The following is a 15354-nucleotide window of genomic DNA, read 5'->3' on the forward strand; positions in this document are numbered from 1 at the left end:
CAGCAACCGGTCGCAGCGGGTGGGGCTGTTCGGTCCGGACAGCGTCGACTCCGTGGCGGCTCCCTGCACCAGGCCGATGCCCATGGACACGTAGAGCCCGCGCGATCCCTGTGCGGAGAGCGTCGAGACCCCGGCGAGCAGGGCCGCAACAAGGACGGCCCCGGCCGCGAGCGTCTGCCGCCGGGTTGATTCTGAATCTCTCATGATCGTCTTGTATTGGCGTAGAGCCTGTTGGTGCTTCCACCAGAAGGCAGGAATCGTCGCCGACAACATATCGGACGCATGGGAAACATGCAGGCACCAGGGGCCGCGTAGAGCTATCGCTCCTTGAGCACGGCGGCGGCGCGGTCGACCTCGTTCCCGGGCGTGCTGACCAGGGCGCCAGCGACGCGGGGCCGCACGGCTTCCAGCACCTCGCGAGCCACGTCGACACCCTCCCGCGCGGCCGCTTCGACGCCGCGCGCCTGAGCCCCCGCCATGCGCTCCAGCACCTGCGGCGGCACGTCCACGCCGGGCACCTCGTGCGCCAGGAATTCGGCGTTCTCCAGCGACAGGGGGGGCCACAGACCCACGAGGAGCGGTACGCCGAAGTCATCGATCTCGCGGGCGAAGGCGAGGAACTTATTCGGGTCGAAGATGGGCTGCGTGACGGCGAAGTCCGCGCCCGCCTCGGCCTTCCAGGCGAAGCGCCGGATCTCCTCTTCCGGATCGACGGCGCCGGGGTTCACGGCGACCCCCTTCACGAACGAGGTCGGGGCGCCGATCGAGCTTCCCCCCGGATCGAGGCCGAGGTTGAGCTGCCCGACGACGTTCGTGAGACCGATGCTGTCGATGTCGTACACGCCGCCCGTGTCGTAGGGACCGCCGCGCGGGGGATCGCCGGTGATGAGGAAGACGTTCCGCAGACCGGCCGCGGCGGCGCCGAGGAGATCGCTCAGCATGCCGAGCATGTTGCGGTCGCGGCAGCTGTAGTGCGGGACGGTCTCCAGGCCGAGTTCGCGTTCGATGACGATGGCGGCGGGGAGCGCGGCGATGCGGCTCCGGTGCGCGGGGCCGTCGACGACGTGGACGGCATGCACGCCGGCGTCGCGGAGCCGGCCGGCTCCCGCCAGCAGCTCGCCCGGGTCCCACCCGTGCGGCGGCGTCAACTCTACGGCTCCGACGAACTCGCCGCGCGCGAGTCGGCGTCCGAGCGCCGAGCGGTCGGCGAGCGGAGGAGGCTCGCTCGCCGCGCGGCCATCCGTCTCGCCCGGAGAGGAGACGGACACGCGAGCCGGGCCGGGTCCGTCGGTTCCGAGCAGCGTCGCGGTGAGGCGCGTGTGTTCGGGCGACGTGCCGCAGCACCCTCCCACGAAGCGGGCGCCGGCCTCCGCCATGCGCCGGGCGTAGCGGGCCATGTACTCCGGGCTCGCGAGGTAGATCTTCCGGTCACCGATGTCGCGCGGCAGCCCCGCGTTGGGCATCGCGGACACGGGCCGCGAGGTGGCCGCCACCATGCGCTCGACGCCGAACAGCATGGAGGAGGGGCCGACGGAGCAGTTGAGGCCTATGACGTCCGCCCCGGCCCGCTCCAGCGCCGCCGCCGCAGCCTCGATCGTGGCGCCGTACTCCGTGTGGCCCTGGTCTCCGAACGTCATCTGCGCGAATGCCGGAACGGCCCCCGCAACCCGCCGCACCGCCCGCACCGCCTGCAGCAGTTCGTCGAGGTCGGAGAACGTCTCGAGCATGAAGCCGTCGACGCCGCCCTCCGCGAGCCCCGCGACCTGTCGCCCGAAGAGGTCCGCCGCCTCGTCCACCGACGTGGGGCCCCAGGGTTCGATGCGGATGCCGAGCGGCCCCATCGCGCCCAGCACCGCCGCGCGCCCGCCGGCCGCCTGCCGGGCCAGGCGCGCCGCCGCCACGTTGATCTCATGCGTCGACGGTTCGAGGCCGAACGGCTCGAGCTTGACGGGGTTCGCGCCGAAGGTGTTGGTCTCGATGAGCTGCGCCCCCGCCCGCACGTAGTCGGCGTGGACGCCCAGCACCCGGTCGGGCTCCGTGAGGTTCAGTTCGTCGTAGCACTGGTTCACGAACACGCCGCTCTCGTACAGCACGGTCCCCATGGCGCCGTCGATGAGGTGGATACCGTCTCCCTCGATCCACTCCCGCAGCCGCTCGCTCACGCCGTCGCCTCCGGCACCGGATCCCGGTCGTACCCGAGGTTGGGCGAGAGGCGGCGCTCCGCCTCGGCGAGGGAGATCCCGCTGCGCGCGGCGTAGTCCTCCACCTGGTCGAGCCCGATGCGGCCGAGGCCGAAGTAGCGGGCTTCCGGCCGCGCGAAGTACCACCCGGACACCGACGCGGCGGGATGCATGGCGTAGTTCTCCGTGAGGCGGATCCCGAGACGGCGCTCCACGCCGAGGAGGTCGAAGAGGAGCGCCTTCTGCGAGTGGTCGGGACACGCCGGGTAACCGGGCGCCGGACGGATCCCGACGTAGCGCTCGGCGATCCGGGACTCGTTGTCGAGCGCCTCGTCCGGCGCATAGCCCCAGAGGTCGGTGCGCACGATCTCGTGCAGACGCTCGGCGAGCGCCTCGGCAAGTCGGTCGGCAAGCGACTTCGCAAGGAGGCTCTGGTAATCGTCCACGGCGGCCTCGAAGCGGGCACAGAGCGCGTCCAGGCCGATCCCGGCGGTCACGGCGAAGGCGCCGCTCCAGTCGGTTGCGCCGGCCGTCTCGGGCAGGAGGAAGTCGGCCAGGCTGACGTTCGGGCCCGAGGAACGGTCCATCTGCTGGCGGAGGTGCGGCACGCGGAGCACCTCGCGACGCCCCTCCCCCGGCGCCCTGTCCCCCGCAGCCCTGTTCTCCGGCACCCCGTTCGCCGGCGCGAAGAGGACGATGTCGTCCCCGCGCGCGTTCGCCGGATACAGCCCCGCGATCGCGCGCGCCGTCAGAGATCCGTCACGGATGATCTCGTCGAGCAGCCGGCGAGCATCGTCATACAGCGACCGGGCCGCTCCTCCCCGCTCCGGATGGTCGAGCAACCGCGGGAAGCGTCCCTTCATCTCCCAGGTCTGGAAGAAGGGCGTCCAGTCGATGTAGTCGACCAGTTCCTCCAGCGGGAACGGATCGTACACGTGCACCCCGGGCGACCGCGGCGGCGCCCCCGCGGTCCCATCGAGCGGGAGCCGGTTCGCGCGGGCGCGCTCGAGCGTCGCGAGCGGGCGCCTCCCTCCCCGGTACGCCTCGCGCACGCGCCGGTATTCGGCGCGCGTCCGCTCCACGAAGTCCGCCCCGCCGTCGTCGCCCAGGAGCTTCCCCACGACCCCGACCGCGCGCGAGGCATCGAGCACGTGCACGGTCGCCCCCGAGTAACGTTCCTCGATCTTGACCGCCGTGTGCTTCCGCGACGTCGTGGCGCCTCCGATAAGGAGAGGCACCTCGAACTCCTGCCGTTCCATCTCGCTCGCCACCCGCACCATCTCGTCCAGCGACGGCGTGATGAGGCCGCTGAGCCCGATCGCGTCCGCGCCGTGGGCCCGGGCCTCGGCCAGGATGCGGTCCGGGGGGACCATGACGCCGAGGTCCACGGTGTCGTAGCCGTTACACTGCAGCACGACACCGACGATGTTCTTTCCGATGTCGTGGACGTCTCCCTTCACGGTCGCGAGGAGAATCGTTCCCTTCCCCGCTACCTTGCCCGACTTGCCCTTCTTCTCCGCCTCCAGGTGGGGGACGAGGAAGGCGACGGCCCGCTTCATCACGCGCGCCGACTTCACGACTTGAGGCAGGAACATGCGCCCGCTCCCGAACAGGTCGCCGACGCGGTTCATCCCGGCCATGAGCGGCCCTTCGATGACCTGGAGCGCCCTGCCGTACAGGAGGCGGGCCTCCTCGGCGTCCTCCTCGATATGCTCGACGATCCCTTCCACGAGCGCGTGCTCAAGCCGCGTCTCGACGCCCTCCGAGCGCCAGGCGTCGTCCACCCGGGTCTCGATCCCCTCGTCCCGGATCCGGCCCGCGAGGTCCGTCAGCCGCTCCGTGGCGTCGGGCCGGCGGGCGAGCAGGACGTCCTCCACCGCTTCGAGCAGTTCCGGGTCGATGTCGTCGTAGAGCGGAAGCCGTCCCGCGTTCACGATGCCCATGTCGAGTCCGGCCGCGATCGCGTGGTACAGGAAGGCCGTGTGCATCGCCTCCCGCACGGCGTCGTTTCCCCGATAGGAGAAGGAGATGTTGCTGATCCCGCCGCTTGTCATCGCGCCGGGGAGTTCACGCTTGATCCGACGGACGGCCTCGATGAACGCGACCCCGTACTCGTCATGTTCCGCGATTCCCGTCCCCACCGCGAAGACGTTGGGGTCGAAGATGATCTCCCCGGGCCGGAAGCCGGCGCCGAGCAGGAGGCGGTAGGCGCGGGCGCAGATCTCCAGCTTGCGGTCCACGGTGTCCGCCTGCCCCCGCTCGTCGAAGGCCATGACGATGACGCCGGCCCCGTAGCGGCGGATGAAGGCGGCCTGCTCGAGAAACGACTCTTCCCCCTCCTTGAGCGAGATCGAGTTCACGACCGCCCTCCCCTGCGTGCACTTCAGCCCCGCCTCGATGACCTCCCAGCGCGAGGAGTCGATGACGGTGGGGATACGGGCGATGTCGGGTTCCGCCGCAATCAGGTTCAGGAAGCGGGTCATGGCGGCTTCGGAGTCGAGCAGGCCCTCGTCCATGTTCACGTCGAGAAGCTGCGCCCCATTGACGACCTGGTCGCGCGCGACCTCGACCGCCTCGTCGAAATCGTCATCCCGGATCAGCCGCCTGAAGCGGGCCGAACCCGTGACGTTCGTGCGCTCGCCGATGTTCACGAACAGCGTGTCCGGCCGGATCGCGAGCGGCTCCAGACCCGAGAACCGGGGCAGCGGCTCGATCGCGGGCACCCGTCGCGGGGGCACCCCTTCCATGCGCTCCGCCATGGCTCGGATGTGTTCCGGCTCGGTCCCGCAGCAGCCGCCGACGAGGTTGAGAAGCCCGCGATCCGCGAAGTCGCCCAGCAGGTGGGACATGTGGGCGGGCGTGTCGTCGTAGCCCCCGAACTCATTCGGGAGGCCCGCGTTGGGGTGACAGCCCACGGGGACGTCGGCCACGGCGGAGAGTTCCGCGACGTAGGGCTCGAGTTCCTCGGCTCCGAGCGCGCAGTTGAGACCGACGAAGAGAGGGTCCGCATGACGGATCGAGAGCCAGAACGCTTCCACGGTCTGGCCCGACAGGGTCCGCCCGGAGAGATCGGTGATCGTGCCGGAGACCGCGATCGGCAGCGGCTCGCCGAGATCCGCCTCGAGTTCGAGGATCGCGAAGATCGCGGCCTTCGCGTTGAGCGTGTCGAAGATCGTCTCGACGAGCAGCACGTCGGCGCCACCCTCGACGAGCCCTTCCGCCTGCTGACGATAGGCGCGCGCGAGTTCATCGAAGGAGACGGCGCGGAAGGCCGGGTTCTCGACGTCCGGCGACAGCGAGGCGGTCCGATTGGTCGGCCCCATGCTCCCGAGCACGAAGCGGGGGTGCGAGGGGTCCGCCCGCGTCGCCTCGTCGGCTTCCTGCCGGGCGATGCGCGCCGCCGCGCGATTGATGTCGTGGATGAGGTGGGCGTTACCGGCCTCGCCGCAGATGCCGTAGTCGGCCTGGGAGATGGCCTGGGCGTTGAAGGTGTTCGTCGTGATGAAGTCGGCCCCCGCCTCCAGGTAGCTGCGGTAGAGGGACGCGACATCGCCGGGACGAGTGAGGCTCAGCACATCGTGATTCCCGAACAGGGGCTGGGGATGATCCGCGAGCGGCCCCGCCCGATAGGCGGCCTCGTCGAGGCCCAGCCGCTGGATCATCGTTCCCGCGCCGCCGTCCATCAGGAGGATGCGCCGCTCGAGCGCCTCCCGAATCCGTGCGACACGTTTTCCTCGCGCTGTTCCTCGCGCCTCGGACACGTCGTTCCCCTCAAAAAAAAGACCCCGGCCGCCAAAGAATCGCGCCCGGGGCGTGGCTCTTTAGCGATTGTTTTACGTGGCTGCAATCCGCCTCAAATCACCACGTCCGGTACGCTCCGGCGGGTCAAAGCTAGCGCGCGCGCCGTGAATCGGAAACTTTGCGCCCGCACGCTTCGCGCACGGTTAAACAACGGGACGGCGGGATGTGTTTCGGCTGATATGAGATACAGACATGAAGCGGGCCGCGCGGCGTTCGCCCTCGCGGCTCTTGCGATAAGCGGGATGGGGTGGGGGGTTCACGGGCAGCAGGAGGGGCTTTCACCGCCCGAAGGGCCCGAGGCGACGGTCTTCCGGGGCGGCGTAGCGCCGGCGGCCGTGGACGCGGTGCGGCGCGAGGGCGCGCTCTCGATCGACGGTCGGCTCGACGATCCGGCATGGCAGCCGGCCCCCGTCATCACCGATTTTGTCCAGGGCGTGCCTCTGGAGGGGGCGGAGCCCTCCGAACCCACCGAGGTTCGGGTCGTGTTCGACGACGCGGCGATCTACGTGGCGGCGCGGATGTACGAGAGCGACCCGCGCGTGATCCGGGCGCGCCTCACCCGTCGTGACGAGCGCGGCTCCTTCGATTCCTTCAAGCTCTCTCTCGATCCGAACCGGGACGGGCTGACCGGTTACGAATTCGAGGTCAGCGCCGCCGGGGCGGAGACGGATCGGTATCTGTTCGGCGATACCCAGGAAGACACGAACTGGGACGCGATCTGGGACTCCGCCGTGCAGGTCGACGACCGTGGGTGGACGGTGGAGATGCGGATCCCGCTCTCCCAGATCCGCTACGAAGCCCGCCCCGGCATGCAGACCTGGGGGATCAACTTCGAGCGCCGGCGTCTTGAGACGAACGAGACGGACTACTTCGCCTTGCAGTCGCGCACGGCGCGCGGACGGGTCAGCCAGTTCGGCACGATCGACGGGCTTCAACTCCCCCGGTCGAGCCGCAGGTTCGAGGTTCGGCCCTTCGCCGTGTCCCAGTACCACACCGCGCCCGCAACGCCGGGGAATCCGCTGTTCGACGGCACCGAGATGGAGCCGCGCGGAGGCCTCGACATGAGCATGGGAATCGGCTCGGCGTTCAGCCTCGATGCGACCATCTATCCCGACTTCGGGCAGGTCGAGGTGGACCCGGAGGTCATCAACCTCACGGCGTTCGAGACCTTCTTCCCCGAGAAGCGCCCCTTCTTCGTGCGCGACGCGCAGATCTTCACCTTCGCCGGCTCGCGCGGCGGGCGCTTCGGCGGCGGCAAGGCGCTCTTCTTCAGCCGGCGCATCGGGCGTGAACCGCGGGGATCCGGGCCCTGGGACGCCAGCTTCCGCGAGACGCCGAGTCTGACTTCGATCCTCGGAGCCGCAAAGCTGACCGGCCGCACGACGGGCGGTCTCTCTGTCGGGGCACTGGCGGCCGTGACCGGGCAGGAGAGCGGGCAGGCGTACTTCGCGCAGGACGATTCGCTGGGCCGGTTCGTGGCCGAGCCGCAAGCCGAGCATGCGGTGGTGAGGCTGCAGCAGGACTTCCGCGGGGGCGCGAGCAAGGTCGGCGTCATCGGCACTGGGCTGAAGCGGGAACTCCCGGGCGACGGCTCGTTCGACTTCCTCCCGTCGGAGGCGTTCAGTTTCGGCCTGGATTTCGAGCACCAGTGGGGCGGACGCCGGGGTCGCGACTACCGTCTGTGGGGCTTCTACTCGGGCAGCCTGATCCAGGGGTCGAGCGAGGCGCTCATCCGGCTGCAGCGCAATCCGACCCATTACTACCAGCGGCCCGACGCCACCTACCTGGCGGTCGACTCCACGGCCACCTCCATGTTCGGGAGCGATTGGCGCGTGCAACTCGAGAAGGAGGGGGAGCACTGGACGTGGGGAACATGGGCGGGCCAGCAGACCCCCGGCTTCGAGGTCAACGACTTCGGCTTCCTGACCACCGGGGAACGGCTCGACGTGGGAGCGCGCATCGGGTACCGGGAGATCAGACCGGGCGGCCTCTTCCGCAATTACAACATCAGCCTCTTCACGTACCACAACTTTCGTCATTCGCTCCTGGAGAAGGTGCGGGGGCCGGACCACTTCCGCCGGTCCTACGACACGGGCGCCGCGTGGATGAGCGGAAGGTTCACGTTCCTGAACAACTGGGCCCTCAACCTCAACTTCTCGTACTCGCCCGAATCCCAGTCCGACACGCAGACCCGCGGCGGTCCGCTCATGACCGAGCCGGCGGAGTTCAACGTCCGGGTGGACGCCAACACGGACCGGAGCCGGTCGTTCCACGTGTCGCCGAACTTCTCGTACCGGGGTGCGGCGCAGCGACGCGGACACGACATGAGCACCGGCGTCAACATCTCCTACCGGCCGCTCCCGAACTGGCGGGTGTCGCTGAATCCGAGGTACAACGACAGGCGGGACGCTGCCCAGTACGTGACCCGGTCGACCGCGCTGCCATACACACCGACGTACGGGGACCGGTACCTCTTCGGCGATCTCCAGCGGACCGGGTTCTCGATGGACACACGCCTGAACGTCTCGTTCACGCCCAACCTCAGCCTCCAGCTCTACGCCCAGCCGCTGCTCACGTCAGGCGACTACCGGAGCTACCGGCAACTTGCCGAAGCCGGATCGTTCGACTTTCTCGACTACGCCGAGGGGCGGGCCTACCGCTTCGACGGCGTCGTCACCGGTTGCACGGACGGAACGACCTGCGCCTTCGACGGCGTGCGCTACTTCGACTTCGACGGCGACGGCGAGTTGGACTACTCGACCCGGGACCGCGATTTCAACATCCGTTCGCTGCGAGGCAACGCGGTGTTCCGCTGGGAGTACCGCCCGGGTTCCGAACTCTTCCTCGTGTGGCAGCACGCGCGCCGCGAGAGCGTCCTGCTCGGCAACTTCGACCTCAGCCGGGACCTCGAGGGGCTGTGGCTGGCGCCGGCCGAGAACGTCTTCATCGTCAAGGTGAGCCACTACCTCTCGATCTGACCGGATGCCCCTCGGTCTGACCGGTCGCGCCTGGCCCGGATTCTGGCGCGACCGGTGCCGCAACGGCTAACGTCCCGCCTCCCCCCGCCAGCGGAGACGAACGCCTTGCCGACAAGCCCCATGCATCCGGTCGAAGTGACGCTGCGCGAGATCGAACTTCCGCTCCGGGAGCGGTTCATCATCTCGTCCGGATGGGTCGAGAACCGCCGGATCCTCCTCCTCGAGTTCCGCGACCAGAGCGGCGCCACGGCCTGGTCGGAGTGCGTGTGCGGGGAGCAGCCGAACTACTCTCCCGAGACCGTGGACACGGCCCGGCTGGCGTTGCGGCGCTGGCTCCTGCCGCGGGTGCTGGGGCGGGAGATCGAGGGCCCGGAGGCGGTGAGGCCCCTGCTGGATGAGGGCGTGCAGGGGCACCCCATGGCCAAGGCCGCGATCGAGATGGGGATCTGGGGCCTGAGCGCCGAGGTCCGGGGCGTCTCTCTGTCCGAACTCGTCGGGGGGACGCGCGACCGGGTGGCGACGGGGATCTCGCTCGGCCTCCAGCCTTCGCCCGCCGCGCTCGTCGAGAAGGCGCGGCAGGCGGTCGACCAGGGGTACGGCAAGATCAAGCTCAAGATCGGCCCGGAGCAGGACGTCGAGTACGTCGCGGCAGTGCGCGAGGCGCTGGGGCCCGAGCGGGCGCTCGCCGTCGACGCGAACGCGGCCTACACGCTGGCGGACGCCGACCGCCTGGCAGAACTCGACGCGTTCGGCCTGATCATGATCGAGCAGCCGCTCGCGGCCGGCGACCTCGTGCGTCACGCCCGGCTGCAGGAGCGGCTTGCCACGCCCGTCTGCCTCGACGAGTCGATCGTGGACCCGGCGTCGTGCGAGGACATGCTGGCGCTCGGCAGCGGGCGCATCGTGAACATCAAGCCGGGCCGGGTCGGCGGGTTCCGAAACTCCCGCGAGATCCACGACATCTCGGCGCGGGCCGGAGTGCCGGTCTGGTGCGGGGGGATGCTGGAGAGCGGGATCGGACGGGCTTACAACGTCGCGCTGGCTTCAATGCCGAACTTCCGGCTGCCCGGCGATCTGTCGCCGAGCGCCCGCTACTGGGAACGCGACATCGTCACCCCCGAGTGGACGATGAGCGCGGACGGCTTCGTGACCGTGCCGCGCGACCGGCCGGGGCTCGGCGTGGCAGTGGACATCGAGCGCGTGGAAGCGCTCACGCGGCGGAGCGAGACGATCGCCGGCGGCGGTGTCCGCGTTCCGGCGTGACCGAGTTACGCGCGCTCGAGACGCTCGAGGAGTGGCAGACGTGCGTACGGCTCCAGGAGATGACGTGGGGGGAAGGGTTCTCCGACATTGTTCCCGCTTCCGTCCTCCAGGTCTCGCGCAAGATCGGGGGCTTCGCGGGAGGGGCGTTCGAGGACGGTCGCATGATCGGTTTCGTCTATTCCCTGCTGGGGCGGTTCGAGGGTGTCCCGTCGCACTGGTCGCACATGCTGGCCGTCGAACCGTCCGCGCGCGGGCGGGGCCTGGGCCGCGACCTGAAGCTCTTCCAGCGGGACTCTGTCCGGTTCGACGGCATCCGAACCATCTTCTGGACGTACGACCCGATGGTCGCGCGCAACGCGCACTTGAACCTGAACCGGCTCGGCGCGACGGTGCTTCGCTACGCACCGAACATGTACGGCGCCGATACGGGGAGCCCCTTGCATGGCGGCGGCGAAACCGACCGGTTCATCGTGCGCTGGGATCTCGACGGCCCGGAGACGCGCCGGGCCCTCGACGAGGGACCCCGGCGCTCGGCCCGGCGGCTCCATGTGCCGCTTCCGGACCCGGCGTGCGTCGTGCAACGGCCGGGAGGACGCGGCACGGCGGCCGCCGGACTGCCCGGGGGCGACGAGGTCTTCGTCGAGGTTCCGGCAGATGTCGAATCGCTGCCACCCGATGGGTCGCTCGAGCGGTGGCGCGAAACGGTGCGGGACGCGTTCCTGGCCTACCTCAGGAGGGGATATGCGGTGGAGAGCCTTGTCAGAAATCCCTCGGCGAACCGGTGCTTCTATGTCCTGCGCCGGAGCGCGTGACGTGAGCCCTCCGGTCGCGGCGTCCCGCGGACGGATGTGGGCGGCCGGCATCCTGGGGCTCCTCGCACCGCTCGCTCCGGCCACGGTCGCGGCTCAGAACCCGTATTCCGTCGAGGACATCCTCGCCGCGCCTTTCGCCACGGACCTCATCGCCGCCCCGACCGGTGCCGCGTTCGCCTGGATCCGATACGATCGGGGTGCCCGCAATATCTGGATCGCAGAGGGCCCGGAGTACGTGGGCCGCCAGCTCACGAACTGGACCGAGGACGACGGCCAGGACCTGTCCCAGTTGCGCTTCACACCCGATGGGCGCCAGATCCTCTTCGTGCGCGGAGGCGGGCCGAACCGGTCGGGCGAGATCCCGAACCCGCGTTCCGAACCCGAGCCGGCGACACAGATGGTGTGGGTCGCCGGGCTCGACGGGGCATCGCGGCCTCTCGCCGAGGGGAGTGCCCCCACCATCGCGCCGGACGGACGCACGATCGCCTTTCTCAACCGCGGACAGATCTTCACGCTCACGCTCGATGGCTCGGCGCCCCCCGGTCCCCTGCTGCGCATCCGCGGGAGCGCGGGGTCGCTGGCGTGGTCGCCGGACGGGGACCGGCTCGCCTTCGTCAGCAACCGTGGAGATCACGCGTTCGTCGGCGTCTTCTCGCTGGACGAGGGGGAGGTCCGCTATCTCGATCCGAGCCTGGACCGCGACGGCAGCCCCACGTGGTCGCCGGACGGGACGGCCATCGCGTTCATCCGCGTCCCGAACGAGGGCGCACAACTGCCCTTCACGCCGCTCCGCAGCGCCCTGCCGTGGTCGATCCGGGCGGTGGATCCCGCCACGGGGCAGGCTCGCGATGTGTGGCGGGCTCCTCCCGGCCGCGGGAGCGCCTTCCAAGGCATGACCGGGCCGTCCCTGATCTGGCTCGCGTCGGACCGGCTCGTATTCCCATGGGAACGCGAGGGCTGGCATCACCTGTACTCGGTTGCCGTCGCGGGAGGTCCCGCAACGCACCTCACGCCGGGCGCGTTCGAGGTCGAGTCCGTGCTCCCGTCGCCGGATGGAGAGTCCGTCTATTACGCCTCGAACGCGGGCGATATCGATCGCCGGCACATCTGGCGGGTCGCCGGCGAGGGTGAGCCCGAGGCGCTGACGTCGGGAAACGGTATCGAGTGGAACCCCGCGGTCACTCCCGACGGGGTGCTCGCATACCTGGCCGCCGACGGTCGTACGCCGGCCCATGCCGAGGTGGACGCGGGGGGAGAGCGGCGTCCGTTGGTCGACGGATTCATGCCCGACGCCTTCCCGTTCGAAAGCCTCGTGGAGCCGCAGCAGGTGACGTTCGAGTCCGAGGATGGGGTCCTGATCCACGGGCAACTCTTCCTTCCGCCCCTCTCCGTGGAGGGGGGACGCCACCCGGCGGCGGTCTTCTTCCACGGCGGATCCCGACGGCAGATGCTCCTCGGCTGGCACTACATGCGGTACTACCACAACGCGTACGCCTTCAACCAGTACCTGGCGAGCCGCGGCTATGTCGTCCTCTCCGTGAACTATCGCAGCGGAACGGGCTACGGGCTGGAGTTCAGGGAGGCGCTAAACTACGGGGCCCGCGGCGCCAGCGAGTACCGTGACGTCGTCGCGGCGGCCCGCTTCCTCGCGGAACGGGATGACGTGGACGCCACCCGGATCGGACTGTGGGGTGGCTCCTACGGCGGCTACCTCACGGCGCTCGGCCTCGCGCGGAATTCGGATCTCTTCGCCGCGGGCGTCGACGTTCACGGCGTCCACGACTGGAACATGGTCATCCGGAACTTCGTGCCGTCCTACCAGCCGGAGACGCGCGAGGCCTTCGCCCGGCTCGCCTTCGAGTCCTCGCCGATGGCGTGGATCGACGGCTGGCGTTCGCCGGTGTTGCTGATCCACGGCGACGACGACCGCAACGTGCCGTTCTCGGAATCCGTGGATCTCATCGAGTCGCTTCGGAAGCGGGGCGTCGAGGTCGAGCAACTCGTCTTCCCCGACGAGGTCCACGGCTTCCTCCTGCACCGGAATTGGGTCACCGCCTTCGAGCGGTCGGCCGAATTCATGGACGCGCACCTGCGACGGGCGCCGGCCACGGGAGGCGCGAAGCCGTGACCCCCCGCATCGCGGGACGACTTGCGCTCGTTACGGGAGCCAGTTCGGGGATCGGCGAGGCCATCGCCCGCCGCCTGGCCGATGACGGCGCGAACCTCGTCTTGTGGGCGCGCCGGGAGGAGCGGCTGGCTCGCCTCGCGGAAGAGATCGCGGCGCGGAGCCGGGTCACCGTGGACACCGGCGTCGTCGACATCCGTGACCCGGAGGCGGTCCGTGGCGAGGCAGAGCGGCTCATCGCCGCACGCGGCGCCCCCGACATCCTCGTCAACAACGCCGGTCTCGCCTCGGGCATGGCGCTCGTCCACAACGCTGATGTGGCAGACTGGGACCGGATGATCGACACGAACGTGAAGGGGCTCCTCTACGTGACGCGCGCCTTCCTTCACGCGATGGTCGAGCGCGACTCGGGGCAGGTCGTCAACATCGGGAGCATCACCGGCCGGCAGGTCTATCCCGGAGGGAGCGTCTACGCCGCCACGAAGTACGCCGTGCAGGCGATCACCGAGGGGACGAACCTCGATGTCCTCGGCACCGGCGTCCGCGTGTCGGGCGTCCATCCGGGTCTCGTGGAAACGGAGTTCTCACTCGTGCGTTTCAAGGGCGACGAGGACCGCGCGCGAGCCGTGTACGAGGGGGTGGAGCCCCTCACCGGCGCGGATGTCGCCGACGTCGTGTCGTACGTCGTGAACGCTCCACCCCAAGTCAATCTGGCCGATGTCGTCGTGTTCGGGAAATCCCAGGGGAGCGTACACCACTTCCACCGCGCCGGCGAGTGAACGTCGCCGGAATCGGCGGGCTCTACGTCGCCTGCCCGGAGCCCGGCCGGGTCCGCGGCTGGTACCGCCGCCACCTCGACCTCCGCTTCTCCGAGGATGGCGGCGCCCGATTCCCCTGGACACACCCCGACACCGGCAACGTCGCCGTCAGCGAACTCGATTTTCTCGATGAGGCCTCGCCCCGCTTCGATCCCGGCCGGCAGCCCTTCGTCGTCCGCTACCTCCTGCGCGACCGCGACCCGCAGGCCGATCCGCTCGGGGGATGTGACTGGGTCCTGGACCCCGATGGGTGGAAGGCGGAATTCGCGCAGTTGACCCCCTCCACCGGGCCTCCGACCGACCACGGAGCCGTCGAGGGCATTGGGGGCGTCTTCTTCCGATCCCCCGACCCGGGCGCCAGCAAGGCGTGGTACAAGAAGGTCGGGATCCGGCCGGGCGCGGACGGTTACGTGACCTTTCCGGCCCGCTCGGTGGACGAGACGGAGACCCTCACGGTGTGGGAGGTCTTCCCGGCGGATACGACCTACTTCGATTCGAGGGGCGAGAGCAGTCCCCACCCCTTCATGCTCAACCTGCGGGTCAGGAACCTCGACGAACTCGTCGAGTCGCTGGAGACGAGGGGTGTCTGGGTCGACCCCAACCGCGAAGCGTACGAATACGGGAAGTTCGCCTGGATCCTCGATCCGCTCGGGGCCCGGGTCGAGCTGTGGGAGCCCCCTCCGGCCGCAAGCTGACGCCGTTTCCGGCCCTTCCCCCCGAGCCTCCGCCTTGCATCGTTCCGATATATCGGATACTATTTTGATATATCGAGACCGGTCGGAAGCAGGAGGGGCATAGATGTTCACGAGCAAGGATGGATTCGGCGCCTGGGCCAACTGTAGCGGCCCCGGCGTTTTTCGTTTCGGAGGGGGATTCGGGGGCAACCGGCGCGTGGTTCGGAAGGGGGAGTTGAAGTTCGTCCTCCTCCGCCTCCTCTCGGACGAACCCATGCACGGCTACGAGCTGATGCGGCGGCTGGAGGAGGAGTCCGGCGGCCTCTACACGCCGAGTCCGGGCTCCGTATACCCCACCCTGCAGCTGCTCGAGGACCAGGGGTACGTGTCGTCGACGCAGGAGGACGGGAAGCGCGTCTACCGGCTGACGTCGGCGGGCCGCGACTTTCTCGAGGAGCACCGCTCCCGCACCCGCGACATTTTCGGCCGCTTCGTCAACATGGGCGAGCGCTTCGCCGGGTCCGCGATGCGCGACGTGACCCGCTCCTTCATCCACCTCGCCCAGGTGAGTTTCGAGCGCGCGACGGGCGGACAGGGCGATCCGGAGACGCTCGCAAGGGTGAAGTCGATCCTGGACCGCGCGGCGCGCGAGATCGAGAGCGCGTGGCCGGAGCCCGGGGCCGCCGCCTCGCGGGAGGGTTGA

The 15354-nt window shown here is 69.5% G+C and carries 10 protein-coding genes and 1 riboswitch; of the genes, 7 read left to right on the forward strand and 3 right to left on the reverse strand.

Annotated features, from left to right (window positions below):
* The 3 genes from OXN85_11700 to metH all read right to left on the reverse strand — a co-directional run.
* A partial coding sequence (locus tag OXN85_11700; GenBank protein ID MCY3600619.1) for a hypothetical protein occupies positions 1-204 on the reverse strand: 204 nt, incomplete at its 3' end.
* Positions 205-317: 113 nt separating this feature from the next.
* Positions 318-2162, reverse strand: coding sequence for a bifunctional homocysteine S-methyltransferase/methylenetetrahydrofolate reductase (locus tag OXN85_11705; protein ID MCY3600620.1), 1845 nt, complete (start codon positions 2160-2162; stop codon positions 318-320).
* Positions 2159-5941, reverse strand: a complete 3783-nt coding sequence (gene metH / locus OXN85_11710) for a methionine synthase (GenBank protein MCY3600621.1) — start codon at positions 5939-5941, stop codon at positions 2159-2161. Before metH ends, OXN85_11705 begins: the two co-directional genes overlap by 4 nt.
* A gap of 40 nt (positions 5942-5981) precedes the next feature.
* A riboswitch (SAM riboswitch) is annotated at positions 5982-6055 on the reverse strand.
* A 105-nt stretch (positions 6056-6160) separates the two neighbouring features.
* Here metH and OXN85_11715 point away from each other — a divergent pair.
* The 7 genes from OXN85_11715 to OXN85_11745 all read left to right on the forward strand — a co-directional run bounded on the left by OXN85_11715 (position 6161) and on the right by OXN85_11745 (position 15354).
* Positions 6161-8959, forward strand: coding sequence for a DUF5916 domain-containing protein (locus tag OXN85_11715; GenBank protein ID MCY3600622.1), 2799 nt, complete (start codon positions 6161-6163; stop codon positions 8957-8959).
* Between the two features lie 120 nt (positions 8960-9079).
* Positions 9080-10222 carry an o-succinylbenzoate synthase gene (gene menC / locus OXN85_11720; GenBank protein MCY3600623.1) on the forward strand — a complete coding sequence of 381 codons (1143 nt, stop codon included), beginning with the start codon at positions 9080-9082 and terminating at the stop codon, positions 10220-10222.
* Entirely contained in the window at positions 10219-11034 is an 816-nt protein-coding gene (locus OXN85_11725) for a GNAT family N-acetyltransferase (protein MCY3600624.1), read from the forward strand. Before menC ends, OXN85_11725 begins: the two co-directional genes overlap by 4 nt.
* A 1-nt stretch (position 11035) precedes the next feature.
* Positions 11036-13162 (forward strand): prolyl oligopeptidase family serine peptidase, encoded by a 2127-nt coding sequence (locus tag OXN85_11730; protein ID MCY3600625.1) that lies wholly within the window; start codon positions 11036-11038, stop codon positions 13160-13162.
* The gene (locus OXN85_11735) at positions 13159-13938 is read left to right on the forward strand and encodes an SDR family NAD(P)-dependent oxidoreductase (GenBank protein ID MCY3600626.1); all 780 of its coding nucleotides are present in this window, start codon (positions 13159-13161) and stop codon (positions 13936-13938) included. The genes OXN85_11730 and OXN85_11735 overlap by 4 nt, the downstream gene beginning before the upstream one ends.
* Positions 13935-14672 (forward strand): hypothetical protein, encoded by a 738-nt coding sequence (locus OXN85_11740; protein ID MCY3600627.1) that lies wholly within the window; start codon positions 13935-13937, stop codon positions 14670-14672. The genes OXN85_11735 and OXN85_11740 overlap by 4 nt, the downstream gene beginning before the upstream one ends.
* A gap of 103 nt (positions 14673-14775) precedes the next feature.
* Positions 14776-15354: a PadR family transcriptional regulator gene (locus tag OXN85_11745; GenBank protein MCY3600628.1), complete on the forward strand. Its 579-nt coding sequence runs from the start codon at positions 14776-14778 to the stop codon at positions 15352-15354.

Origin of the sequence: Candidatus Palauibacter australiensis, from assembly GCA_026705295.1 — a bacterium.
GTDB lineage: Bacteria > Gemmatimonadota > Gemmatimonadetes > Palauibacterales > Palauibacteraceae > Palauibacter > Palauibacter australiensis.

What these genes read in the sequence shown, in the direction of transcription:
- OXN85_11715 (MCY3600622.1), top strand. Translation starts at nt 6,161, where the DNA reads ATGAGATACAGACATGAAGCGGGCCGCGCGGCGTTCGCCCTCGCGGCT.
- menC (MCY3600623.1), top strand. Translation starts at nt 9,080, where the DNA reads ATGCATCCGGTCGAAGTGACGCTGCGCGAGATCGAACTTCCGCTCCGG.
- OXN85_11745 (MCY3600628.1), top strand. Translation starts at nt 14,776, where the DNA reads ATGTTCACGAGCAAGGATGGATTCGGCGCCTGGGCCAACTGTAGCGGC.